Raw genomic sequence first — 21,879 nt, 5'->3', positions numbered from 1 at the left:
TCCTGAAAGAGTGGGGAACCGATGGCGGACGCACCGGGAGACAGGCGTGCCCGGAACGGGCGGCGGCCGTGGCGCAGGCGGCTGCGGCCAAGGAGGATCAAGCGGCTGGCGAAGCTGCGGCTGCACCGGGCCGGGCGCGCGGCCGTGCTCGCGGTCGTCCGCGCGGCGGCCGCGGCCCGGCGCCCGCCGCCGCGCCGCCGCCGCCCGCGGGTGACCATCCTGCTGCAGCACGCCTACGGGGCCGGCGGGACCATCCGCACCGTCCTCAACCTCAGCGGCCACCTCGCGCGCGAGCACGACGTCGAGATCCTCAGCGTGGTCCGGCACCGCGCGGCGCCATTCTTCCCGTTCCCGCCCGGCGTCCGGGTACGGGACGCCGACGACGCGACCGCGCCGCCGACCGGGCGCCTGGCCCGGCGGCTCGCGCGGCTGCCGAGCGTGCTGACGCCGGTGGACGACTCCACGTTCAAGGGCATGAACCTCTGGACCGACCTGCGGCTGCTGCGGGCGCTGCTCGCCGACCCGCCGGACGTGCTGATCGGCACCCGGCCGTCGCTGAACCTGCTCGCCGCCGAGATCGCGCCGCGCGGCGTGGTCACGATCGGGCAGGACCACATGAACCTGGGCTCGTACCGGCCCGGCCTGCGCCGCGAGATCCGCCGCTCGTACCGCCGGCTGACCGCGCTCTCGGTGCTGACCGAGCGGTCCCTGGCCGACTTCCGGAACGAGCTCGCCGGGTCCCGGACCCGGATCGTCCGGATCCCCAACGCGGTGCCGGAAATGCCCGGCGGCCCGTCCGCCCGCGAGAACCGGGTCGTGCTGGCGGCCGGGCGCCTCACCCGGCAGAAGGGCTTCGACCTGCTGCTGAAGGCGTACGAGCCGGTGGCCGCCGCTCATCCGGACTGGAAGCTGGTGATCTTCGGGGGCGGGCCCAAGCGGGACCGGCTGCTGAAGACGATCGCCGACCGCGGGCTGGAGGACCGGGTCGTGCTGCGCGCCCGCACGGCCGACCTGCCGGGGGAGATGGAGCGCGCCTCGGTGTACGTGCTGCCCTCGCGCTACGAGGGCATGCCGATGGTGATCCTGGAGGCGATGGGCAAGGGGCTGCCGGTGGTGGCCTTCGACTGCCCCACGGGCCCCGGCGAGATGATCCGGCACGAGGAGGACGGGCTGCTGGTGCCGCCGGAGGACGTGGCCGGCCTCACCGCCGCGCTGCTCCGGGTGATCGAGGACCGCGGCCTGCGGGACCGGCTGGGGGAGCGGGCGCTGGTGTCGTCCCGCGCGTTCCACCTCGACCGCGTCGGCCCGCAGTGGCTGCTCCTGCTGGACGAGCTGCTGCTGAGGGCGGGCTCCCCGCCGCCGCGCTCGGGGCGCGGCGTCCCGCCCCCGGAGCACCGGGCCGAGCGCCGCACCCCGGCCTGACGCGCCTCTCAGCCGGAGCCGGGGCTCGCGCTGGCCAGCAGCTTCGCGCACGCCTTCAGCGCGCGCTGGGCCTTCACGGGGTCCTGCTCGGGCGGCGGCGTCTGCCCCGATCCCGCGTCGGGAACGTTCACCCCGTGCCGGCGCATGCACTGGGCGAACGCGTTGTAGACCTTGGTCGGCCTCGTCGTCGGCGGCGCCGTGCGGCCGCCGTCCCCGCTCTCGGGAGCGGGCGAGGGCGCCGCCTGCGAACCGCCGCCGGTGGTGGACGCCGCCGGCGGCTGGGCCGGCGGAGCCTCGCCTCCGCCGCCGTCGCCTCCGCAGGCGGTGGCCAGGGCCAGTGCCGGGACCAGCGCCGCCACCGCGAGCCGCGCGCGCATCGGCCGCATGCTCAACCTCATTTCGTCGGGGTGGTCGCCATCGTGCGTGCCCGCGGGGCCCCAGGGCTACTAAGCGGCGGGTGGTTTCGGCCGCCCGGAGTTAGCAGCCCGGCGTGAACGCTCCCACTGACCGGGAGCGTCGATCTTGGGCGGGGCGGCCGCCGTTACCGTGTGCCGCATGACTCGCATCATCGCGGTGAGCGGCGCGGCCTCCGGCATCGGCGCGGCCCTGGCGGAGACGCTGCGGTCCGGCGGGGACCGGGTGATCGGCGTCGATCTCAAGAACACCGAGGTCACCGCCGACCTGTCGGTCCCCGAGGGCCGCGAGGCGGCCGTGCGCGGCGTGCTGGACGCGGCCGGCGGCCGGCTGGACGCCGTCGTCGCCTGCGCCGGCGTCTCCGCGCCCGACCCGATCGCCGTCAAGGTCAACTACTACGGCGTGGTCGGCCTCCTGGAGGGCCTGCGCCCGGCGCTCGCCGCGGCGCCCGCGCCGCGCGCGGCCGTGGTGGGCTCCATCGCGGGCACGCAGCCGCTGGACCCGGCGGTGGTGGCCGCCTGCCTGGAGGGCACCGAGGCCGAGGCGGTACGGCTCGCCGAGGAGGCCGTGGCCCGGCACCACGGCGGCCTCCTCTACCCGTCGTCCAAGTCGGCGCTGGCGCGCTGGATGCGCGCCGCCGCGGTCTCGCCGGAGTGGGCGGGGGCGGGCATCCCGCTGAACGCGGTCGCGCCCGGCGTGGTGCTGACCCCGATGACCGCCCCGCTGTTCGAGGACCCGGCGATGGTCAAGGTGATGAACGAGGCCGTCCCGATGCCGCTGAACGGCCACGCCGGCCCCGAGGTGATCGCGGAGGCGCTGCGCTGGCTGGTGAGCCCCGGCAACACCCACATGGCCGGGCAGGTCATCTACGTGGACGGCGGTGCCGAGGCCACCCTGCGCGGCCCCGAGGACTACTGACGCCCCGCCGGCGCCTCCCGGCCGCGCATGTCCGCCGCGGCGGCGTGCGCCGCCGCCCGCACGTCGAGCAGGAACCGAGCCCTGCCCCGGCCCAGCCGGCGCAGGGCGCGGCCGTGGCCGGCGGCGACGACCACCGCGCCGCCGGCGACCAGCACCCGCCAGAACGCGATCATCGCCGCCCGCGCCGGCCGGCCGATCCCCTCGCGCAGCCGCATGCAGTGGAACGGGACGTGCCGCCGCTCGTCCTCGACGAGCCGGCGGGCCACCTCCGCCGTCAGCGGGTCGGCGGTGCCCTCGTACAGGGCCTGGTAGTACGCGACCGCCACCACCTCGGCGACCATCAGCACGAGCAACTCCAGCCGCAGCCCCATCGCGCGGCGCGCCAGCACGAACACCGAGTCGCTCCAGTGCGCGCCGATCGTGGGGGCGCCCGCCGCCTCCAGCAGGAGGCCGAGCAGCCGGGCGTGGTTCTGCTCCTCGGCGACGAACAGTCGCACTGCCGCCGCGTACTCGGGGTCCCCGGACCGCCTCGCCTTGTCGATCAGGAACGCGCCGTCGCCGTTCTCGCCGACCTGGAAGCGCTGCAGGCTGCGCACGACGCTCGGGTCCAGCCGGGCGCCGCGCGCCCAGTCGGGGTCCCCGGCCGCGGCCCGCGCCGCGGCCTCCTGCTCGAAACCGCGCAGCCAGCCGCCGAACGCGCTCTCGCGGACCCTGGTCTCCATGCCGGCCTCCCTGTCGCTGGCGGGCCCGCGCGGTCGCGCGCGCCGCTGGGACCACTCAACCGGTGCGGTGTGGCCGTCGCGCCGGGGAAATGTGGAGATCCTGCGGGGAGGCCGGTCAGAGGCAGCCCTCGAACTGCGGCACCGCCACGGCCGAGAGATCCAGCCCCGACTCTCCGAACCATTTGCGCATCAGCCGGGCCATCGTGCCGTCCTGGTACATGCGCGTGATGGCCTTGTTGAGTGCCTCGCAGCCGCCGGGGTCGCCCATCCGCATGCCGATGCCGGTGCGCCGCTCGCCGAATCGGGCGTTCACCAGGCGGAACTCGCCGGGCGCGCGCATCCTGAGCCCGGCCAGGATGGTGTCGTTGGTGGTGATCGCGTCGACCCGGCCGTCCCTGAGCATGGCCAGGCACGCGTCGTAGTCGCGGGCGGGCACCGGCACGGCGGCCACCTGCCGCTCCTTGATCACCTGCTCGGCCGCCCCCGCGCCGGTCACGGCGCACAGCCGGCGGCCCTTGAGGTCGCGGACGTGGTTCACCCGCTTCTCGCCCGATCGCACGAGGATGTCCTGGTACGACAGGTAGTACGGCCCCGCGAACGCGAGCCGGGTCTGCCATTCCGGCTCGACCCAGAACGTCAGCACCAGGTCGGCGCCGCCCTCGCGCAGCATCCGCTCCCGGTCGGCCGCCGGCGCGGACACGAACCGCACGCGCTTGCCCATGTCGGCCGCCACGTACCGGGCGACGTCCACGTCCAGCCCCTCGAACCCGCCGTCCGGCCGCCGCACGCCGAGGCCGGGCAGGTCCGGCCGCACGCCGGCCACCAGCGTGTCCTTGGCGAGGATGGACGAGCCGCCGCCGCTCCCGCACCCGGCCGCGCCGAGGCAGGCCGCCAGTGCCGGCGCGAGCAGCAGGCGCATGCGCGAGGACCCCCGCTCTCCCGGGCGCGGCCCGGGCCACGTTCCCGTCCACGGTCGCAGAGCCCGCCGTCAAGATCCACAAGCTGGCCGGAACCGGACCCGGGCGCCTCCGGCCGGAGGTTTTACCTGGAAGTATGACGAACTCTTCAGGTGCTTAGGTTAGCCTTACCTAAATTGACGGGGGGGAGGAAGGGGAAGGTGAACGATCACCTCTGGACGCGCGTGCACCGGCCGCGGCCGGGGGCCGCGCTCCGCCTGGTCGCGCTGCCGCCCGCGGGCGAGTCGGCCGCGTTCTACCGGTTCTGGCCGGGGCTGCTGCCCGACGACATCGAGGTGCGGGCGATCCAGTACGCCGACGGCGCGGACGACCCGGGCCGGCTGGCGGCCGCGCTGCGCGAACTGGTCGGCGAGCGGGTCCCCGCCCCGTACGCGCTGTTCGGGCACGGCTTCGGCGCCGCCGTCGCGCACGCGGCGGCCCGCGAGCTGGAGGAGGCGGGCCACGGGCCGGTCCGCCTGTTCGTCTCCGGGAGCCCGGCCCCGGCGGGCTCGGGACCGGTGCGCTGCCCGGTCACCGCGATCGTCGGCGAGCGCGACCCGGCGGCCGGCCGGGCCGACGCGCGGAGCTGGGAGGAGACCGCCGGGGGCGGGTTCCGGCTCCGGATCGTTCCGGGCGGGCCGGCCTACCCGTCCACCGAGCGGCACGCGGTCATCGACCAGGTCCTGCGGGATCTGCGCCGCCGCCCGTACGGGTAGCCGCGCCGTTCCAGTCGAGGCAGACCACCACGGCGTCGTCGGTGAGGTCGCGGCCGCGGCGGTGCTCGACCAGCGCCGCGATGATCGACGGCGGTACCTCGGGGGCGGGCAGCAGCCGGGTGCGGCGGACCGCCCGGTCGACCGGGAACGCCGCGGCGCCCCCGCCGCCTCCGTCCCCGTCCCCGTCGCCGCCGAAGACGCCGTCGCTGACGATGACGAGCCGGTCGCCGGGCCGCAGGCGGAAGTACTCCGGGTGGTACTCGGTGTCGGCGAACATGCCGGGCGGCAGCTGCCGTTCCAGCTCGATCGGAGTGACCTGCGAGCCGCGCATCCGCAGGATCCGCGGCGACCCCGCGTCGATCACCGAGACCAGGCCGGAGGCCAGCTCGATCCGCATCACCAGCGTCTCGGTGAACTCGGTCCCGCCGTGCCGGCCGTAGACGACGTCGCCCGCCAGGCTGACCTGCTCGGACAGCTCGGCGCCCGAGCGGCGGGCGTTGCGCAGCGCGCCGAGCGTGAGGGAGGTCAGCAGCGCGGCCCGGATGCCGGTGCCGGCGCCGTTGATCACGGTCAGCGCGAGGTGGTCGGGCTCGCTGGACCAGTCGTAGCCGTCCCCGCCGATCGAGTACGCCGGCTCCAGATGCCCGGCCAGGCTGAACTCGGCGCCCGCGCAGCCCTGGCCCGGCAGCAGCTGCCACTGCAGTTCGGCCGCCAGCGACAGCCGGCGGTGCCGGCGGGCGCGCTCGTAGCGGTCGGTGTGGTTCCAGGCGACGGCCAGCGCCTCGCCGGTGAGCCGTCCGATCTCGGCCAGCTCGGCGCGGTCGGCCTCCCCGGACGGGCCGGTGAGCGGGACGGCCAGCACGCCGAGCCGCTCCCCCCGCGCCGTCACCGGGACGTACAGCACCTGCGGGGAGCCGGGGTCCAGGACCGGCGCCAGCGCGGCGAACGCGCGGCCGGCCGCGGTGCCGTGGACGCTCACGGCCTCGCGTTCGGGGTCGCCGGGCAGCGCACGGTCGGCGGGGAGCAGCGCGCGCAGGTTGTAGTCGGCCAGCAGGATCCGGGCCGGGCCGGCCGCCGGGAACAGCTCGCCGACCGCCGTGGCCAGGGCCTCGGGCAGCGAGTGCGCGGGCGTACCGCGCAGGGCGCGCTCCACCAGTTCGGGGCGGCGCGCCCCGCTTCCATGAACGTTCATCGAGCCTTCCGTCGCGGCGGGACCGGGGCCGTGACCGTGTCCGGAAGGCCGGCCAGGAGGGGGCCGCCCGCGCGTTCCGGAGGAAGCGTGGCAAAAAACTTGTCACATGGCAAATACGTCGACGCGCGGCGAACTGGCCACACCTGGCTCAGGTGTGCATCAGGACCGGTTCAGGGCTGGTGCGGGCTCGACTCGGCGGCCGGTTCAGGCCCGGCGGCGCTGCCGCTCGCCGGGCGCGGCGATCTCGCCGGGCGCCACCGCCCGGCCGAACTCCTGGAGGCTGTCCAGCAGCCGCGCGCGGGAGCCGGGGGACATCCGGGCCAGCGCGTCCGCGACCACCGCGCGGCGCCGCCGGGTGAGCGCGGCGTACAGCTCCTCGCCGCGCGGGCTCAGCCGCAGCACGATCTCCCGGCGGTCCGCCCGCGCGTGCTCCCTGATCAGCAGCCCGGCCGCCTCCAGCCGGTCGCACAGCCGGCTGGCCGAGGACGGGATCACGTCCAGCTCGGCGGCCAGCCCGCGCAGGTTGACCTCCCCGTACCGGGCCAGCGCCTCCACCGCCCGCAGCTGGACCGGCGAGACGTGCTCCTCCAGGCCCTGGTCGGCGCGGTTCCAGGCGAGCGCCGCCGCGGACAGGGCATGCTCGATCGCGGCGATCACGTCCGGCGGCGGGGTCGCGGCCCCCTGCTCGCCCTGGCCCTGTCCGGTCACAGCCGTCATTCCCCCCGTTTCACGGATACCGTACGTTATCGCCGGTGACTCCGACGTGAGAAGGCCCGGCGGGGTTCCGGGGACCATTCGGCGGGCCGGTGCGTGCGCCAGACGTGCGGGAGCGCCCAGCGGATGTTGCGGGGCAGGAGGCCCACGGTGACCAGCCGGCCGTCCAGGGCGCGGATCGTTCCGGCCGCCGGCCGCCGCCCGCCAGCTCCCTTCCTCGGTCGCGCGGGGCCGCTACCCCGCGCGATGGAGACGTGACGCCGCGAAGTGATCGGCGACGCGCCCGGACCTTCTTTTGGGGTTCGGTGACCGGCTGCTCTGTTCACTTGATAAATTCTTCAATGAGTGAAGTTGTCGTCGAGGGAGGTCGGAGCGACGTGGGACGAGGTCGGGCGAAGGCCAAGCAGACGAAGGTCGCGCGCAAGCTGAAGTACAGCGGCGGGGGCACCGACCTGGAGCGGCTGCGCCGCGAGATGGGCGTGGGCGCGGGGGTCTCCGCCGGCGCGGGCGACACCGGGCCGGCGGCCGACGACGCCGCCGAGCGCGCCGAGGGCGGGACCGAGCGCTGACCGTGCAGGTTCAGCTGACCCAGGCGAAGGCCGAGCTGTTCAAGACGCTGGGGCATCCGGTGCGGATCAGCGTCCTGGAACTGCTGTGCGAGGGGCCGAAGCCGGTTCGCGAGTTGCTGGCCGCGATCGAGGTGGAGGCATCCAACCTGTCCCAGCAGCTGGCAGTGCTGCGCCGGGCGGGGATCGTGACCGCGCGCCGCGAAGGGTCGACGGTGATGTACGAGCTGGCCGGCGGGGACGTGGGGGAGCTGATGGGCGCGGCCCGCCGCATCCTCACCGACCTGCTGGCCGGCCAGGGCAGGCTGCTCGCCGAACTGGAGGCCGAGCACGGCGTCTGACCCCCGGGACCTGGGGTCCTTGGGGAGGGGACGAAGGTCCCTACCCGGCACGGGGCCGTTCCATGAGGATCGGGACCCGTGCCGGACGTTTGATCAACATGGTGATTAGGCGCCCGCACATCTGGCAATGCCGTGAGGTATTGCTACCGCCGGTACGAGCGGAAGGTGCGGGATGGGCAGTTCGCGGGCGGCCCCCAAGGCGGGCGGCGCGGAACGGGGGGCGGGCGGGCGGCCGGCGGTGATGCTGGCGATGGCCACGCTGGGCTTCGCGATCAACTTCTGGGCGTGGGCGCTGCTCAGCCCGCTGGGGCCCCGCTTCCAGGAGGACCTGCGGCTCGGCTCGTTCGAGCAGGCGCTGCTGGTGGCGGTGCCGGTCGTGGTCGGCTCGCTGGGCCGGATCCCGGTCGGGGCGCTGACCGACCGGTACGGCGGGCGGGTCATGTTCCCGCTGGTGTCGGCGGCGACCATCGTCCCCGTCCTCTACATCGGGCTGCTGGGGCACTCCTCCCTCGCCGCGCTGCTGATCGGCGGGTTCTTCCTCGGGATCGGCGGCACGGCGTTCGCGGTCGGGGTGCCGTTCGTGAACGCCTGGTACCCGCCGGAGCGCCGCGGGTTCGCCACCGGCGTGTTCGGCGCCGGCATGGGCGGCACCGCGATCGGCGCGCTGACCACGGTGCCGATGGTGGACTCCGCGGGCATGGCGGCGCCGTTCGTGGTGACCGCCGTCCTGCTGGCGGTGTACGCGGCGGCGGCCTGGCTGGTGCTGCGCGAGGCGCCCGGCCGCACCGTCCCCGACCGGCCGATGACCGAGCGGATGGCCGCCGTGCTGCGGCTGCCGGTCACGTGGCAGGCGTCGGCGCTGTACGCGGTCGCCTTCGGCGGGTACGTGGCGTTCTCGGTCTACCTGCCCACCTACCTGAAGTCGCAGTACGGCCTGGAGCCGACCGACGCGAGCAACCGGATGGCGGGCTTCGTGCTGCTGGCCGTGCTGATGCGCCCGGTCGGCGGCTGGCTGTCGGACCGGATCGGCGCCGTGACGGTCATGGAGGTCTGCCTGATCACGGTCGTGGTGGCGGCCGCGGTGCAGTCGTTCGCGCCGCCGCTGATGCCGCTGGGGACGATCGCGTTCCTGGCGATGGCGGCCGCGCTGGGCGCCGGCAGCGGCGCCGTGTTCGCGCTGGTGGCGCTGATGGCCCCGGCGAACCAGGTCGGCTCGGTCACCGGCATCGTCGGCGCGGCCGGCGGGCTGGGCGGCTTCGTGCCGCCGCTGATCATGGGGTCGATCTACGGGGCGTTCGGCGGCTACACCGTCGGGCTGCTGGCGCTCGGCGTCGTCGCGGGCGCGGCCGGGGTCCTCACCCTCACGGGCGTGCGGCACGCGGTGAACGAGCGGCAGGCGTCCCGCATCCGGGGCGGGGGCTCCTGATGGGCGCGGGGCTGGACGGGCCGCTGGCCGACGCGCTGGTCGGCACGCGCCGGTTCTTCACCCGGGCCGAGGTGTCGCCGGACCTGCGCACGATGACCAGGAAGGGCGGCCGGCAGGCGGACGCGTTCTACCGGGACCGGTGGTCGCACGACAAGGTGGTGCGGTCCACGCACGGGGTGAACTGCACGGGCTCGTGCTCGTGGAAGGTGTACGTCAAGGACGGCATCATCACCTGGGAGGCGCAGCAGACCGACTACCCGTCGGTGGGCCCGGACCGGCCCGAGTACGAGCCGCGCGGCTGCCCGCGCGGCGCGGCGTTCTCCTGGTACACCTACTCGCCGACCCGCGTCCGCTACCCGTACGTGCGCGGCGTGCTGCTCGGCATGTACCGGGAGGCCAGGGCCAGGACGGGCGACCCGGTCGAGGCGTGGGCCGAGATCGTGTCCGACCCGGAGCGGGCGCGGCGCTACAAGGCGGCCCGCGGCCACGGCGGGCTGGTGCGCGCGTCCTGGGACGAGGCCGCCGAGATGATCGCCGCCGCCCACGTCCACACGGTCCGGCGGTACGGGCCGGACCGGGTCGCCGGGTTCTCGCCGATCCCGGCGATGTCGATGGTGTCGCACGCGGCCGGGTCGCGGTTCGTGTCGCTGCTGGGCGGGACGATGCTGTCGTTCTACGACTGGTACGCGGACCTGCCGGTGGCCTCGCCGCAGGTGTTCGGCGACCAGACCGACGTGCCCGAGTCGGGGGACTGGTGGGACGCCGGCTACCTGATCATGTGGGGGTCCAACCTGCCGGTGACCCGCACCCCGGACGCGCACTGGATGGCCGAGGCGCGCTACCGGGGGCAGAAGGTCGTGGCGGTCTCGCCCGACTACGCCGACAACGTCAAGTTCGCCGACGAGTGGCTGGCCGCGCAGCCGGGCACCGACGGCGCCCTGGCGATGGCGATGGGCCACGTCGTGCTGAAGGAGTTCTTCGCCGAGCGGCGGGTGCCGTACTTCACCGAGTACGTCAAGAAGTACACCGACCTGCCGTTCCTGGTGCGGCTGGAGCCGAACGCGGCCGGCGACGGCTACGTTCCGGGCAAGTTCCTCACCGCCGCCGACCTGCCCGGCGCCGAGGCGGAGTCGGAGCACGCCGCGTTCAAGACCGTGCTGATGGACGCCGCGACCGGGCGCCCGGCCGTGCCCGGCGGGTCGCTGGGCTTCCGGTACGGGGAGCGGGGCGCGGGCCGGTGGAACCTGGACCTGGGGGAGGTCGACCCGCTGCTGTCGATGGAGGGCGGCCCCGAGCCGGGCGCGCCCGTCGAGCTGGCGCGGTTCGACGCCGCCGACGGCTCGCCGGGGCTGCTGCGCCGCGGCGTCCCGGTGCGGCGCGTCGCCGGCCACCTGGTCACCACGGTGTACGACCTGATGCTCGCCCAGTACGGCGTGCGCCGCGAGGGCCTGCCGGGCACGTGGCCGTCGGGGTACGACGACGCGTCCGAGCCGTACACGCCGGCCTGGCAGGAGGCGTTCACCGGCGTTCCGGCGCAGGCGGCGGAGCGGATCGGCCGCGAGTTCGCCGCCAACGCCGAGGAGTCCGGCGGCCGGTCGATGATCGTGATGGGCGCGGGCACCAACCACTGGTTCCACTCCGACACCATCTACCGGGCGTTCCTGGCGCTGACCACGCTGACCGGCTGCCAGGGCGTCAACGGCGGCGGCTGGGCGCACTACGTGGGGCAGGAGAAGTGCCGGCCGGTCACCGGCTGGGCGCAGCTGGCGGGCGGGCTGGACTGGTCCCGGCCGCCGCGGCAGATGATCGGCACCGCGTTCTGGTACCTGCACACCGACCAGTTCCGGTACGACCCGTTCGGCGCGGACACGCTCGCCGCCGCGACCGGGAGCGGATCGCTTGCGGGCCGGTCCACGGCCGACGTCATCGCGCAGGCCGCCCGGCTGGGCTGGATGCCGTCGTATCCGACGTTCGACCGCAACCCGCTCGACCTGGCCGACGAGGCCGAGGCGGCGGGCAAGGACGCCGCCGCCCACGTGGTGGACGAGCTGAAGGCGGGACGGCTGCGGTTCGCCTGCGAGGACCCCGACGCCCCGGAGAACTTCCCCCGCGTCCTGACGGTCTGGCGGGCGAACCTGCTCGGCTCGTCCGCCAAGGGCAACGAGTACTTCCTCAAGCACCTGCTCGGCACCGACTCCTCCGTCCGGGCCGCCGAGGCGCCCCCGGAGGCCCGGCCGCGCGAGGTGACGTGGCGGGACGAGGCGCCCGCCGGGAAGCTGGACCTGCTGCTGTCGCTGGACTTCCGGATGACCAGCACCACGATCTACTCCGACATCGTGCTGCCGGCGGCGACCTGGTACGAGAAGCACGACCTCAGCACCACCGACATGCACCCGTTCGTGCACTCGTTCAATCCGGCGATCGCGCCGCCGTGGCAGACCCGTACCGACTGGGACGCGTTCCAGACGATCGCGCGGGCGTTCAGCCGGCTCGCCGAGAGGCACCTGGGCGTGCGCAAGGACGTCGTCGCGGCGCCGCTGCTGCACGACACCCCCGACGAGATGGCCACCCCGCACGGCCGGGTCGCCGACTGGGCGGCGGGGGAGTGCGAGCCCGTCCCCGGGAGGACGATGCCGAAGCTGACCGTCGTCGAGCGGGACTATCCGGCGCTCGCGGCGAGGATGGCGGCGCTCGGCCCGCTCGCCGAGAAGCTCGGTGCCGCCACCAAGGGGGTGAGCTTCGACCTGGCGCGCGAGGTCGAGTACCTGCGCGAGAGGAACGGCGTGATCCGCGGCGGCCCGGCCGACGGGCGGCCCTCGCTGGTCCGCGACGTGCACGCCTGCGAGACCATCCTCGCGCTGTCGGGCACCACCAACGGGCGCCTCGCCGTCGAGGGCTTCCGGAACGTCGAGGAGCGCACCGGGACCCGGCTCGCCGACCTGGCCGCCGACCACGGCGACGACCGGATCACCTTCGCCGACACCCAGGCCCGGCCCACTCCGGTCTTCACCTCGCCGGAGTGGTCGGGCGCCGAGAGCTCCGGGCGGCGCTACTCCCCGTTCACCATCAACGTCGAGCGGCTCAAGCCGTGGCACACCCTGACCGGCCGCCAGCACTTCTTCCTCGACCACGACTGGATGGCCGAGCTGGGAGAGCAGCTGCCGGTGTTCCGGCCGCCGCTGGACATGCACCGGCTGTTCGGCGAGCCGCGCCCCGGCGAGGAGGGCGAGCTGGGCATCACCGTCCGGTACCTGACCCCGCACAACAAGTGGTCCATCCACTCCGAGTACCAGGACAACCTGTTCATGCTGTCGCTGTCGCGCGGCGGCCCGTCCATCTGGCTGAGCAAGGAGGACGCGGCGAGGATCGGCGTCCGCGACAACGACTGGATCGAGGCGGTCAACCGCAACGGCGTCGTGGTCGCGCGGGCGATCGTCTCGCACCGGATGCCGGAGGGCACCGCGTACATGTACCACGCGCAGGACCGGCTGATCGACGTGCCGCGGGCGGAGACCACCGGCCGCCGCGGCGGCATGCACAACTCGCTGACCCGGCTGCTGATCAAGCCGAGCCATCTGATCGGCGGGTACGCGCAGCTGTCGTTCGCGTTCAACTACCTCGGCCCCACCGGCAACCAGCGCGACGAGGTCACCGTGATCCGCCGCCGCTCCCAGGAGGTGACGTACTGAGCATGCGCGTGATGGGGCAGATGGCCATGGTCATGAACCTCGACAAGTGCATCGGCTGCCACACCTGCTCGGTGACGTGCAAGCAGGCGTGGACGAACCGCGGCGGTGTCGAGTACGTCTGGTTCAACAACGTCGAGACGCGTCCCGGGCAGGGGTACCCGCGCCGGTACGAGGACCAGGAGAAGTGGCGCGGCGGCTGGACGCTCAACCGGCGCGGCCGGCTGGCGCTGAAGGGCGGCGGCCGGATCCGCAAGCTGGCGACGATCTTCGCCAACCCGAAGCTGCCCGGCATCGACGACTACTACGAGCCCTGGACCTACGACTACGAGACGCTCACCGACGCCCCGCTCCAGGAGCACACCCCGGTCGCGCGGCCGAAGTCGCTGCTGTCGGGCCGGGACATGAAGATCACCTGGTCGGCGAACTGGGACGACGACCTCGGCGGGGCCCCCGACCACGGCGACGAGGACGTGCTGCTGGGCGAGCTCTCGGAGAAGGTGAGGTTCGAGTTCGACCAGACCTTCATGTTCTACCTGCCGCGGATCTGCGAGCACTGCCTCAACCCCAGCTGCGCGGCGTCCTGCCCGTCCGGCGCCATCTACAAGCGGACCGAGGACGGCATCGTGCTGGTCGACCAGGACCGCTGCCGCGGCTGGCGGATGTGCGTGTCGGGGTGCCCGTACAAGAAGGTGTACTTCAACCACCGCACCGGCAAGGCCGAGAAGTGCACGTTCTGCTTCCCGCGCGTCGAGGTCGGCATCCCCACCGTCTGCTCGGAGACGTGCGTGGGGCGGCTGCGGTACATCGGCCTCGTCCTGTACGACGCCGACCGGGTGCTGGAGGCCGCGTCCGTGCCCGACGACACGGACCTGTACGAGGCGCAGCGCGAGCTGATCCTCGACCCGGACGACCCGGAGGTCGCCGCGGCGGCCGAGCGGGACGGGATCCCCCGCGACTGGATCGAGGCCGCCCGGCGGTCGCCGGTGTACGCGCTCATCAACACCTACAAGGTCGCGCTGCCGCTGCATCCCGAGTACCGGACGATGCCGATGGTCTGGTACGTCCCGCCGCTGTCCCCGGTCGTCGACGTCGTCCGCGACACCGGCCACGACGCCGAGAACCCGGGCAACCTCTTCGCCGCGATCGAGGCGCTGCGGATCCCGGTCGAGTACCTCGCGCAGATGTTCACGGCGGGCGACACCGCGCCGGTGGACGCGGTGCTGCGGAGGCTGGCGGCGATGCGCTCGTACATGCGCGACATCAACCTCGGCCGCGAGCCCGACGAGGACATCCCGGCCAGGGTCGGCATGACCGGCGAGTCCATGTACGACATGTACCGGCTGCTCGCGCTCGCCAAGTACGACGAGCGCTACGTGATCCCCACCGCGCACGCCGAGCAGGCGCACAAGCTGGAGGAGCTGGCGACCGAGTGCAGCCTGGACTACGAGGGCGGCCCCGGCATGATCGATTCCGGGCCGTTCGGCGAGCGGTCCGGCGCCGCCCCGCCGATCGCCGTGGAGAACTTCCACATGCTCAAGCAGCGGCAGACGGCCGACAGCCCTGTGGACCCGGCCGACAAGCACCGGCGCGTCAACCTCCTCAACTGGGACGGCAAGGGCGCCCCGCCGGGGATGTTCCCCGAGCGGCCCGGCAACCCGCCCGCCGACTCCGGCGCCGCCGAGACCGAGCCGAAGCCCTAGGACGGCCGATGAGAAGACCCCGCAAGGCGACCGCCCTCGACGGCACCGAGCTGGCCACCGCGTGGCAGGCCGCGTCGCTGCTCCTGGGCTACCCCGACGCCGCGCTGCTGGACCGGCGGCCGCTGCTGCGCCGCGCCGTCGCCGGGCTGCCGCCGCCGGTCGCCGGCCCGCTCGGCCGCTTCCTCGACCACCTGGACGCCACGCCCGAGGACGAGCTCGCCGCCGGCTACGTGGCGACGTTCGACCACCGCAAGCGCGGCTGCCTCTACCTGACGTACTACGCGTACGGCGACACCCGGAAGCGCGGCATGGCGCTGCTGCGCTTCAAGCACGCCTACGCCGCCGCGGGCCTGCGCCTGGACGACGCCGAGCTGCCCGACCACCTGGCCGTGGTGCTGGAGTTCGCCGCGACCGGCGACCCGCGGGAGGGCCGCAGGCTGCTGCTGGAGCACCGCGCCGGGCTGGAGCTGCTGCGGCTGGCGCTGGCCGAGGCGGACTCGCCGTGGGCGGCCGTCCTGGAGGCGGTCTCGGCGACGCTGCCGCCGCTCGCCGGCCGCGACCGCGACGCCGTCGCCCGCCTCGCCGCCGCGGGCCCGCCCGAGGAGGAGGTCGGCCTCGCCCCGTTCGGCGCGGACGCCGCCGGCGGGCCCGGGCCCGTGTTCGTGACCGACCGGCTGGGAGTCCGCTCGTGAACGTGACCGATGTGCTGCTGTGGGTCGTCTTCCCGTACATCGCGCTCCTGGTGTTCGTGCTCGGGCACGTCTGGCGCTACCGCTACGACAAGTTCGGCTGGACGACCCGGTCGTCGCAGCTCTACGAGCGGCGGCTGCTGCGGATCGGCAGCCCGCTGTTCCACTTCGGGATCCTGGTCGTCTTCCTCGGGCACGTCGGCGGCCTGGTGATCCCGGACTGGCTCACCGAGGACGTGGGAATCAGCGAGCACGCGTACCACGTCGCGGCCGTCGTGCTCGGCACCATCGCCGGCGCCTGCACGCTCGGCGGCCTGGCGATCCTGATCTACCGGCGCCGCACGGTGGGGCCCGTCTTCTCCGCCACCACCCGCAACGACAAGCTCATGTACGCGATGCTGGCGCTGGCCATCGTGCTCGGCCTGGCGGCCACCGTCGCGGCCAACGTCTTCGAGGGCGGCTACGACTACCGCAGGACCGTCTCCCCCTGGTTCCGCTCGATCTTCTACCTCCAGCCCGACGGGGAGCTGATGAGCGGGGTGCCGATCCTGTTCCGGCTGCACGCGCTCAGCGCGCTGGCGCTGTTCTGCGTCTGGCCGTTCACCCGGCTGGTGCACATGCTCACCGCGCCGCTCGGCTACCTGACCCGCCCCTACATCGTCTACCGCAGCCGCGACGAGCGGCTCGGATCGAGGCCCGTCCAGCGCGGCTGGGAACGCGCCTCCTGACCACGCCCTACGGGGACCCCGACACCGCAACGGAGCGGCTCATGCCAACGGAACGGAAGGGCGCGCGGGACGCCGCGCGCGAGGCGGCGGAGGCGGCGCTGTGGGCGCCGTCGGTCCACAACACCCAGCCGTGGGCGTTCGGCCTGAGCGGCCCGCGGATCACCCTGCGCGCCGACGCCGACCGGCGGCTCGGCGTCGCCGACCCCGAGGGCCGGGAGATGCTGATCAGCTGCGGCGCGGCGCTGCTGACGCTGCGGGTGGCGGCGCTGGCCCTCGGGTACGAGCCGGAGGTCCGCGTGCTGCCCGACCCCGACCGGCCGAACCTGGTCGCCGACGTGACCCTGGGCGGCCGCGCGGAGGCGAACGAGGACGCGCGCCGCCTGTACGGCGCCGTGCGGGAGCGGCGCACCCACCGCGGCCCCTTCCGGGCCGCCGGCACCGGCCGCGGCCTGCCGCCCGCGCTGAAGACGGAGGCCGAGCGCGAGGGCGCCCGGCTGATCCAGGCCGTGGAGGCGCACACCGCCGCCGCGCTGGGCGCGCTCACCCAGGCCGCCGCGCACGTCCAGCGGCTGAACGCCGCGTACGTCGCCGAGGAGGCCCGCTGGGCACCGCCGCCCGGCAGCGCCCGGCCCGAGGGCGTCCACGAGGAGGCGTACCCGGAGAAGCCGCCGCAGGAGGGGTTCGCGCCGCGCGAGTTCGCCCGCGGCCGCGGCTGGGGGATGCCCGCCCCCGCGGAGCACGAGCCGGAGACCGGGCTGGTCGTGCTGGTCACCACGCCCGGTGACACCCCGCTCGACCGGGTCCGGGCCGGGCAGGCGCTCCAGCGGGTGCTGCTGCGCGCCCACGCCGAGGACGGCCTGGCCGCCGCGTTCCACACCCAGCCGCTGGAGGTGCCGGAGCTGCGCGAGTTCATCCGCACCCGATTCTGCAACGGCCAGTACCCGCAGGCGCTGCTCCGGCTCGGCGCGCCCGCCGGCCCGGAGCCGGCGAGCGTCCGCCGTCCCGCGGACGCGGTCATCCACCAGGAGCCCTGACGGGTGCAGACGTTCCTGCCGTACGAGGGCTTCGCCGCGACGGCCCGCGTCCTGGACCGGCGGCGGCTCGGCAAGCAGCGGGTGGAGGCCGTCCAGGTGCTGCGCGGGCTCACCGTCCCCGGGTACGGCTGGCGCCGCCATCCGGCGGTGCTGATGTGGCGCGGGTACGAGGAGGCGCTGGTCCGCTACGGCCTGGAGATCTGCCGGGAGTGGACGGACGCGGGCCGCCGGGACACCTGCGCCGCCACGCTGGGCACCGACCTGCGCGCGGCCCGGGGCGTGGAGCGCGTGCGCGACCAGCGCGAGCTGGCCGAGGCGGGGGACCTGCCGCCCTGGCTGGGCGACCCGGCCCTGCACCTCAGCCACCGCTCGGCGCTGGTCCGCAAGGACCCGGACTTCTACGGCACGCTCTTCCCCGGCGTGCCCGCCGACCTGCCCTACGTCTGGCCCGCCTCCGACCGCTGACCGGTCAGCGGCGGGTCTCCTGGAGGGCGGGGACCGGGTGCGGGCCGTCGGTGGACAGCCGGTACTCGCCGCCGAACATCTCGCGGTGCTGGTCGATGACGCGCTCGCTCGGCGGCTTCTCGTCGCCGTTGATCTGCTGCTGCATCTTCTCGAACCGCTCGTGCGCCTCGCTGACGTACCCGGCGCCCAGGGTGGTGAGGTCGATCTGGGTGGCCAGCAGCTCGCGGACGTACTCCTTGTTGGGCTCGAACGTGACCGGCTTGGGCAGCTCGGGCGCCAGGACGCTCTCCGGGTCGCGGCCGTCGTGGCGGCGCATCAGGTCGCAGGCGATCCGCAGGTGCTCCAGCTCCATGTTGAGGTGCAGCTCCCAGATCGCCTTCACGCCCGGGTCGGACTCGGTCTCCATGAACGAGTGGTACAGGTAGCACTCGTTGTACTCGTGGTTGACCAGCCGCTCCCACCAGGTCTCGCCCGGGTCCACCAGCGACTCGTAGTGGGTGACGTGCTCCTCCTCGACCAGGCCGATCTCCTGGTAGAGCTGGCGGGCGATCGGCTCCATGTACATCGGGCCGACGTTCATGTAGAAGTTCATCGTCTGCTGCTCGGCCGACATGATCGTCAGCGCGTGCAGCTTGGAGATCGGCGCCGCGCTGTTGCGGTCGTACGGCTCGCGGACGTTGTCGGCCGGGTCGCGGTGGTGCCGGATCGTGGGCCGGCCCGGGATGATCTCGGTCAGGTCCTCGATGAGCTTCTCGGCCTTGCGGTGCTCGATCATCTCGTACAGGTTGGCGTACCGGTACAGGTGGTCGAAGTCCTCCAGGACCCCGAACTGGTACGCCTGCTTGAGGTACGGGTCGGGCTCCATCCGCGCGACCCAGCCGGTCAGGTCCACGGCCACCTGCTCGTAGGCGATGGTGGTCTCCAGCACCGACGCCTGGCCGGGCAGCAGCCAGTTCACGGCCTTCTGCTGCTGCTGCTCGATGTAGCGCACCTCGGCGAGCCGCCGCTTGACCTCCATGTCCGGGCAGACCCGGTTGAAGTGGTGGCTGAACATGATGGCCTCGACCTCGATGCCGTTCATCGTGATGATGCGGCACTTGGTGTACGGGTCGGACCGGTCGGGGTCCACGGGGGACACGTTGAGCTCGCTCCAGTTGCGGATCTGGCGGTCGAGCGGGATGCCCCGGTGCTCGAGCGGGTTGAACGACATGTTCGCCGGCCTTTCCGAGGCGGGCCGGCCGCCGGTTCGCGCCCGGGCCCGCGTCGCGGAGATGAAGGGAGATGAAGTGTGCGCGGCACGCCCTACCCGGCGGTCGGCCTCCCTCACTCGCGGCACCGAATTTTCGTCCCGCCTTTGCGCTTCCGGTGGGACGCCCCCGGCATGGCGCGGCCGTCCCCGGGTAGGTGGGCTGCGCCGTACGCACGGTGCGTACCGACGAGAGGGAGTTCCCATGACCACCACGCAGGCGCAGGTCCCCGACACCGGCGACGTCATCGGCCTGCTGCGCGAGCAGCACAGCCGGATCCGCGACCTGTTCGACCTCGTCCTGTCCACCAGCGGCCAGGCCCGCAAGGACGCGTTCCAGGACCTGGTGCGGCTGCTGGCCGTGCACGAGACCGCCGAGGAGGAGATCGTCCACCCGGTCGCGCGGCGCCGGCTGCCCGGCGGCGAGGGCATCGTGGCCGACCGGCTGGCCGAGGAGCGCGAGGCCAAGGAGATGCTCGCCGAGCTGGACGGGATGGACACCGCCGACCCGTCGTTCGCGGAGAAGCTCGACCGGCTGCGGATCGACGTCCTCACCCACGCGCGGGCCGAGGAGCGCTACGAGTTCGAGCGGCTCGGCGACGAGTTCGACGAGTCCCAGCGCCGGGCCATGGCCGCCGCCGTCAAGGCCGCCGAGTCGACCGCGCCCACGCACCCGCACCCCGGCACCGAGAGCGCGACCAAGAACATGCTGGTCGGGCCGGCGGTGGCCATCGCCGACCGCGTCCGGGACATGATCCGCGGGGCCCGTTCCGGAAGCTGAGGGATTCTTGACCCGGACCGGCCGGAATGGGTCTTTGAGTCTGTCCGCAATGGGTAGGGGCCGCGTTCGAGAGCCATCGCCGTGAGAGGAGAGCGTCATGACGGATGTCTCGAGCAAGGGCCCCGAGCCCGGGGACGAGCGGGCCGTGCTGACCAACCGGCAGGGACACCCCGTCTACGACAACCAGAACCAGCGCACCGTCGGCGCGCGCGGCCCGGCGACGCTGGAGAACTACCAGTTCCTTGAGAAGATCAGCCACTTCGACCGCGAGCGGATCCCCGAGCGGGTCGTGCACGCGCGGGGCGCGGTGGCGTTCGGCTACTTCGAGGCGTACGGCTCCTGGGGCGACGAGCCGATCTCCGCCTACACCCGGGCCAAGCTGTTCCAGGAGCGCGGCAAGCGCACCCCGCTGGCGATCCGGTTCTCCACGGTGATCGGCGGCCGGGACTCCTCCGAGGCCGCCCGCGACCCGCGCGGCTTCGCGGTCAAGTTCTACACCGAGGACGGCAACTGGGACCTGGTCGGCAACAACCTCGCCGTCTTCTTCATCCGGGACGCCATCAAGTTCCCGGACGTCATCCACGCGCTCAAGCCCGACCCGGTGACGTTCCGGCAGGAGCCCAACCGCATCTTCGACTTCATGTCGCAGACGCCCGAGTGCATGCACATGCTGGTCAACCTGTTCAGCCCGCGCGGCATCCCCGCCGACTACCGGCACCAGCAGGGCTTCGGTGTCAACACCTACAAGTGGGTGAACCAGCAGGGCGACACCGTGCTGGTCAAGTACCACTGGATGCCCAAGGCGGGCGTGAAGAGCATGACCGAGGAGGACGCCGCCGCCGTGCAGGCCGGCGACCTCGGGCACGCCACCAGGGACCTGTACGAGGCGATCGAGCGCGGCGACTACCCCGAGTGGGAGCTGCTCGTCCAGATGATGAGCGACGAGGAGCACCCGGAGCTGGACTTCGACCCGCTCGACGACACCAAGACCTGGCCGGAGAACGAGTTCCCCGCCCGTCCCGTCGGCCGGATGGTGCTCGACCGCAACGTGTCCAACGCGTTCACGGAGAACGAGCAGATCTCGTTCGGCACCGGCGTGCTGGTCGACGGGCTCGACTTCTCCGACGACAAGATGCTGGTGGGGCGGACGTTCTCCTACAGCGACACCCAGCGCTACCGGGTGGGGCCGAACTACCTGCAGCTGCCCGTCAACCAGGCCAAGAACGCCCGGGTCTGCACCAACCAGCGGGACGGGCTGATGGCGTACCACGTCGACGACTGCGGCGAGAACCCGCACGTCAACTACGAGCCGTCCATCACCGGCGGGCTCCGCGAGGGGCAGTACCCGACGCACGACGAGCAGGGCCCGGAGATCCGGGGGCGGGTCACCCGCAAGCGGATCCCGCGCACCAACGACTACCTCCAGGCCGGCCAGCGGTACTGCCTCATGCAGGACTGGGAGCGCGACGACCTGGTGAAGAACTTCACCGACCTGCTGTCGCAGTGCGACCGCCCCATCCAGGAGCGGATGGTGTGGCACTTCCTGCTGGTCGAGGACGACCTGGGCCTGCGGGTGGGGGAGGGCCTCGGGATCGGCCCCGAGGACGTCGCCCACCTGAAGCCGCTGGCGAGCCAGGACCTCACCGACGAGGACCGCAAGCGGCTGGCCAACCTCGGCAAGAACGGGCGCCGCGACGTGACCGACCTGCAGATGACGCACTGCGTCCCCAACGACCGCGCCGTCCACCGCTTCGGCGAGTCCTGAGACGGCGGAACCCCCGGAAAAGGAGGCACGATCACGATGACCGAGGCCAGGAAGCCGCAGAACAGGGACGCCGATCCGGCCGACCGCGGGCCGGGCGCCAGCTCGGGCCACGAGAGCCTCCCGCAGGAGCGCATCATCCGCGGCACCGGCAGCGCCGCCGAGGGGTACGACTCCGAGGACGGCGGCGACGGGACCCGGGAGGGTGACCCGGTCGCGGGCGTGAAGGCCGACCCCGACGAGATCCGCCGGGTCCGCGGCGAATGACCGGCTAGATCGTTGATGGGGGTTGCTGAGGGCGCGGTCAGTGGTCGTAGGCGGTCAGTGATCGCTTGGTCGGGGCGTCGATGAGCCAGTTGTGCCAGATCGCGGCGTTGAGGGCGCAGATGCGCTGGCAC

The 21,879-nt window shown here is 73.6% G+C and carries 21 protein-coding genes; 15 read left to right on the top strand and 6 right to left on the bottom strand.

Annotated features, from left to right (window positions below; translation table 11 throughout):
- The first annotated feature begins 21 nt into the window (after positions 1–21).
- Entirely contained in the window at positions 22–1,422 is a 1,401-nt protein-coding gene (locus ACA361_RS40670; protein WP_375020496.1) for a glycosyltransferase family 4 protein, read from the top strand.
- Between the two features lie 8 nt (positions 1,423–1,430).
- Here ACA361_RS40670 and ACA361_RS40665 read toward each other — a convergent pair whose 3' ends face one another.
- Positions 1,431–1,808 carry a hypothetical protein gene (locus ACA361_RS40665; RefSeq protein WP_375020495.1) on the bottom strand — a complete coding sequence of 126 codons (378 nt, stop codon included), beginning with the start codon at positions 1,806–1,808 and terminating at the stop codon, positions 1,431–1,433.
- 169 nt (positions 1,809–1,977) lie between these two features.
- Between ACA361_RS40665 and ACA361_RS40660 the strand changes: the two genes are divergently transcribed.
- The gene (locus ACA361_RS40660; RefSeq protein ID WP_375020494.1) at positions 1,978–2,754 is read left to right on the top strand and encodes an SDR family oxidoreductase; all 777 of its coding nucleotides are present in this window, start codon (positions 1,978–1,980) and stop codon (positions 2,752–2,754) included.
- Here ACA361_RS40660 and ACA361_RS40655 read toward each other — a convergent pair.
- On the bottom strand, positions 2,748–3,476 hold the full coding sequence (locus tag ACA361_RS40655; RefSeq protein ID WP_375020493.1) for a ferritin-like domain-containing protein: 729 nt from the start codon (positions 3,474–3,476) through the stop codon (positions 2,748–2,750). The genes ACA361_RS40660 and ACA361_RS40655 overlap by 7 nt on opposite strands.
- A 115-nt stretch (positions 3,477–3,591) precedes the next feature.
- Positions 3,592–4,395, bottom strand: a complete 804-nt coding sequence (locus tag ACA361_RS40650; RefSeq protein WP_375020492.1) for a transporter substrate-binding domain-containing protein — start codon at positions 4,393–4,395, stop codon at positions 3,592–3,594.
- Positions 4,396–4,593: 198 nt separating this feature from the next.
- Here ACA361_RS40650 and ACA361_RS40645 point away from each other — a divergent pair, with 198 nt between their 5' ends.
- Positions 4,594–5,148: a thioesterase II family protein gene (locus tag ACA361_RS40645; RefSeq protein ID WP_375020491.1), complete on the top strand. Its 555-nt coding sequence runs from the start codon at positions 4,594–4,596 to the stop codon at positions 5,146–5,148.
- Here the strand turns inward: ACA361_RS40645 and ACA361_RS40640 are convergent.
- Together ACA361_RS40640 and ACA361_RS40635 are read right to left on the bottom strand one after the other, a co-directional pair.
- Positions 5,102–6,340 carry a PP2C family protein-serine/threonine phosphatase gene (locus ACA361_RS40640; RefSeq protein WP_375020490.1) on the bottom strand — a complete coding sequence of 413 codons (1,239 nt, stop codon included), beginning with the start codon at positions 6,338–6,340 and terminating at the stop codon, positions 5,102–5,104. The genes ACA361_RS40645 and ACA361_RS40640 overlap by 47 nt on opposite strands.
- Before the next feature lie 204 nt (positions 6,341–6,544).
- Entirely contained in the window at positions 6,545–7,048 is a 504-nt protein-coding gene (locus ACA361_RS40635; protein ID WP_375020489.1) for a MarR family winged helix-turn-helix transcriptional regulator, read from the bottom strand.
- Between the two features lie 383 nt (positions 7,049–7,431).
- Between ACA361_RS40635 and ACA361_RS40630 the strand changes: the two genes are divergently transcribed.
- From ACA361_RS40630 to ACA361_RS40590, 9 genes are all read left to right on the top strand, one after another.
- Positions 7,432–7,623 carry a DUF3073 domain-containing protein gene (locus ACA361_RS40630; protein WP_375020488.1) on the top strand — a complete coding sequence of 64 codons (192 nt, stop codon included), beginning with the start codon at positions 7,432–7,434 and terminating at the stop codon, positions 7,621–7,623.
- Positions 7,624–7,625: 2 nt separating this feature from the next.
- Positions 7,626–7,961, top strand: coding sequence for a metalloregulator ArsR/SmtB family transcription factor (locus ACA361_RS40625; RefSeq protein ID WP_366625189.1), 336 nt, complete (start codon positions 7,626–7,628; stop codon positions 7,959–7,961).
- A 172-nt stretch (positions 7,962–8,133) separates the two neighbouring features.
- The gene (locus ACA361_RS40620; RefSeq protein WP_375020487.1) at positions 8,134–9,387 is read left to right on the top strand and encodes an MFS transporter; all 1,254 of its coding nucleotides are present in this window, start codon (positions 8,134–8,136) and stop codon (positions 9,385–9,387) included.
- Positions 9,387–13,076 carry a nitrate reductase subunit alpha gene (locus tag ACA361_RS40615; RefSeq protein ID WP_375020486.1) on the top strand — a complete coding sequence of 1,230 codons (3,690 nt, stop codon included), beginning with the start codon at positions 9,387–9,389 and terminating at the stop codon, positions 13,074–13,076. Before ACA361_RS40620 ends, ACA361_RS40615 begins: the two co-directional genes overlap by 1 nt.
- Before the next feature lie 2 nt (positions 13,077–13,078).
- Positions 13,079–14,776, top strand: a complete 1,698-nt coding sequence (narH, locus tag ACA361_RS40610) for a nitrate reductase subunit beta (RefSeq protein ID WP_375020485.1) — start codon at positions 13,079–13,081, stop codon at positions 14,774–14,776.
- A gap of 8 nt (positions 14,777–14,784) precedes the next feature.
- Positions 14,785–15,468 (top strand): nitrate reductase molybdenum cofactor assembly chaperone, encoded by a 684-nt coding sequence (gene narJ, locus ACA361_RS40605; RefSeq protein ID WP_375020484.1) that lies wholly within the window; start codon positions 14,785–14,787, stop codon positions 15,466–15,468.
- Positions 15,465–16,193, top strand: a complete 729-nt coding sequence (gene narI / locus ACA361_RS40600; protein WP_375020483.1) for a respiratory nitrate reductase subunit gamma — start codon at positions 15,465–15,467, stop codon at positions 16,191–16,193. Before narJ ends, narI begins: the two co-directional genes overlap by 4 nt.
- Before the next feature lie 41 nt (positions 16,194–16,234).
- Entirely contained in the window at positions 16,235–17,227 is a 993-nt protein-coding gene (locus ACA361_RS40595) for an Acg family FMN-binding oxidoreductase (protein WP_375020482.1), read from the top strand.
- A 3-nt stretch (positions 17,228–17,230) separates the two neighbouring features.
- A complete protein-coding gene (locus tag ACA361_RS40590; RefSeq protein WP_375020481.1) occupies positions 17,231–17,692 on the top strand; it encodes an MSMEG_6728 family protein in 462 nt (153 codons plus the stop codon).
- A 4-nt stretch (positions 17,693–17,696) separates the two neighbouring features.
- Here the strand turns inward: ACA361_RS40590 and ACA361_RS40585 are convergent, their stop codons facing one another.
- On the bottom strand, positions 17,697–18,902 hold the full coding sequence (locus ACA361_RS40585; protein ID WP_375020480.1) for a hypothetical protein: 1,206 nt from the start codon (positions 18,900–18,902) through the stop codon (positions 17,697–17,699).
- 241 nt (positions 18,903–19,143) lie between these two features.
- Here ACA361_RS40585 and ACA361_RS40580 point away from each other — a divergent pair, with 241 nt between their 5' ends.
- The 3 genes from ACA361_RS40580 (at position 19,144) to ACA361_RS40570 (ending at position 21,748) form a co-directional block, all read left to right on the top strand.
- Positions 19,144–19,719 carry a hemerythrin domain-containing protein gene (locus ACA361_RS40580; RefSeq protein ID WP_375020479.1) on the top strand — a complete coding sequence of 192 codons (576 nt, stop codon included), beginning with the start codon at positions 19,144–19,146 and terminating at the stop codon, positions 19,717–19,719.
- A gap of 97 nt (positions 19,720–19,816) precedes the next feature.
- Positions 19,817–21,484, top strand: coding sequence for a catalase (locus tag ACA361_RS40575; RefSeq protein ID WP_375020478.1), 1,668 nt, complete (start codon positions 19,817–19,819; stop codon positions 21,482–21,484).
- Positions 21,485–21,520: 36 nt separating this feature from the next.
- Entirely contained in the window at positions 21,521–21,748 is a 228-nt protein-coding gene (locus ACA361_RS40570; protein WP_375020477.1) for a hypothetical protein, read from the top strand.
- Positions 21,749–21,879: the final 131 nt, after the last annotated feature.

The organism is Actinomadura sp. 21ATH, from assembly GCF_041951345.1.
Classification (GTDB): domain Bacteria; phylum Actinomycetota; class Actinomycetes; order Streptosporangiales; family Streptosporangiaceae; genus Spirillospora.
This window is presented reverse-complemented; position numbering and strand designations above follow the sequence as displayed.

Excerpts from the sequence above, each read along its gene's own strand:
- ACA361_RS40670 (WP_375020496.1), top strand. The coding sequence starts at position 22 with ATGGCGGACGCACCGGGAGACAGGCGTGCCCGGAACGGGCGGCGGCCG.
- ACA361_RS40665 (WP_375020495.1), bottom strand. The coding sequence starts at position 1,808 with ATGCGGCCGATGCGCGCGCGGCTCGCGGTGGCGGCGCTGGTCCCGGCA.
- ACA361_RS40660 (WP_375020494.1), top strand. The coding sequence starts at position 1,978 with ATGACTCGCATCATCGCGGTGAGCGGCGCGGCCTCCGGCATCGGCGCG.
- ACA361_RS40655 (WP_375020493.1), bottom strand. The coding sequence starts at position 3,476 with ATGGAGACCAGGGTCCGCGAGAGCGCGTTCGGCGGCTGGCTGCGCGGT.
- ACA361_RS40650 (WP_375020492.1), bottom strand. The coding sequence starts at position 4,395 with ATGCGCCTGCTGCTCGCGCCGGCACTGGCGGCCTGCCTCGGCGCGGCC.
- ACA361_RS40640 (WP_375020490.1), bottom strand. The coding sequence starts at position 6,340 with ATGAACGTTCATGGAAGCGGGGCGCGCCGCCCCGAACTGGTGGAGCGC.
- ACA361_RS40620 (WP_375020487.1), top strand. The coding sequence starts at position 8,134 with ATGGGCAGTTCGCGGGCGGCCCCCAAGGCGGGCGGCGCGGAACGGGGG.
- ACA361_RS40615 (WP_375020486.1), top strand. The coding sequence starts at position 9,387 with ATGGGCGCGGGGCTGGACGGGCCGCTGGCCGACGCGCTGGTCGGCACG.
- narH (WP_375020485.1), top strand. The coding sequence starts at position 13,079 with ATGCGCGTGATGGGGCAGATGGCCATGGTCATGAACCTCGACAAGTGC.
- narJ (WP_375020484.1), top strand. The coding sequence starts at position 14,785 with ATGAGAAGACCCCGCAAGGCGACCGCCCTCGACGGCACCGAGCTGGCC.
- ACA361_RS40595 (WP_375020482.1), top strand. The coding sequence starts at position 16,235 with ATGCCAACGGAACGGAAGGGCGCGCGGGACGCCGCGCGCGAGGCGGCG.
- ACA361_RS40585 (WP_375020480.1), bottom strand. The coding sequence starts at position 18,902 with ATGTCGTTCAACCCGCTCGAGCACCGGGGCATCCCGCTCGACCGCCAG.
- ACA361_RS40580 (WP_375020479.1), top strand. The coding sequence starts at position 19,144 with ATGACCACCACGCAGGCGCAGGTCCCCGACACCGGCGACGTCATCGGC.
- ACA361_RS40575 (WP_375020478.1), top strand. The coding sequence starts at position 19,817 with ATGACGGATGTCTCGAGCAAGGGCCCCGAGCCCGGGGACGAGCGGGCC.
- ACA361_RS40570 (WP_375020477.1), top strand. The coding sequence starts at position 21,521 with ATGACCGAGGCCAGGAAGCCGCAGAACAGGGACGCCGATCCGGCCGAC.